The organism is Streptosporangium sp. NPDC049644 (assembly GCF_040675205.1).
In the GTDB taxonomy this organism is placed as follows: domain Bacteria; phylum Actinomycetota; class Actinomycetes; order Streptosporangiales; family Streptosporangiaceae; genus Streptosporangium; species Streptosporangium fukuiense.
This window is the reverse complement of record NZ_JBFAOJ010000157.1, coordinates 1-859: the sequence shown is the minus strand read 5'-3', so window position 1 is coordinate 859 and position 859 is coordinate 1. Positions and strand designations below refer to the sequence as shown.

At 69.0% G+C, this 859-nt stretch carries 1 protein-coding gene and 1 pseudogene; both read right to left on the bottom strand.

Annotated elements, in window-relative coordinates; genetic code table 11:
• Positions 1-366: pseudogene (locus AB0J58_RS42270) on the bottom strand (hypothetical protein); the annotation flags it as partial.
• Between the two features lie 199 nt (positions 367-565).
• Positions 566-859, bottom strand: a 294-nt coding sequence (locus tag AB0J58_RS42265; RefSeq protein ID WP_364226932.1) for a cytochrome P450, incomplete at its 5' end; no start/stop codon positions are given.

Genomic DNA, 859 nt, shown 5'->3' with positions numbered 1-859 from the left:
GAAGACCACTGAGTTGACAGCGCCGGTGTGGCCGGTGAGGGTGGCGACGGTTTTGCGACCGGCCACATCCCACAACCGCACCGTGCCGTCGAGGCTGGCGGTGGCGAGGGTTTCGCCGTCCTGGCTGAACGCCACCGAGCGGACCCAGTTGGTATGGCCGGTGAGGTTGGCGCTCGGTGCGAGATCAGTGGCGCTCGGTGTGGGGTCGGAGGCGCTCGGTGTGGGGTCGGGGATGACCGGTATCGGTATGACGGTGGTGCAGGCTGCCATGGTCGGCACACCGACCGCTGCCAGGGCGCCGAGCCCGCCCAGGAGCAGGGTGCGGCGAGATAGTGATCGGCGCTGCCGCGGAGGGGTCGTATTCACACCCCTAGCTGTAGAAGATCACACTTGAGATCGACTTAAAGGTGCCTGCATCACCTTCTGCCCGCCCGGGCCGAGCAGCCCGCCGCCGGCGAGCGGCACTACGCCGCCTACCTGGAGGACACCGACGGGTTCGAGGTCGAACTCGTCGCCTCCGAGACATCAGGTCAGGGCTGACACCGCCCCACGGCTCCGTTGGTACTCATGCCACGTCCCAGGTGACCGGGAGGCTCTTCACCCCGTAGATGTCCGCGGTCTCCGGGCGCAGGGCGACCTCTTCGGCCGGTACGGCCAGGCGCAGCGTGGGGAAGCGGTCGAGCAGCGCGGGGAGCGCGACCCGCATCTCGACGCGGGCGAGCTGCCGGCCCAGGCACTGGTGGATGCCGTGGCCGAAGGCCAGATGTCCGCCGTCCTGCCTGCCAAGGTCGAGCCTGTGGGGGTCGGCGAAGCGCTCGGGGTCGCGGTTGGCGGTGTTGTACGACAGGATCACCGTCGA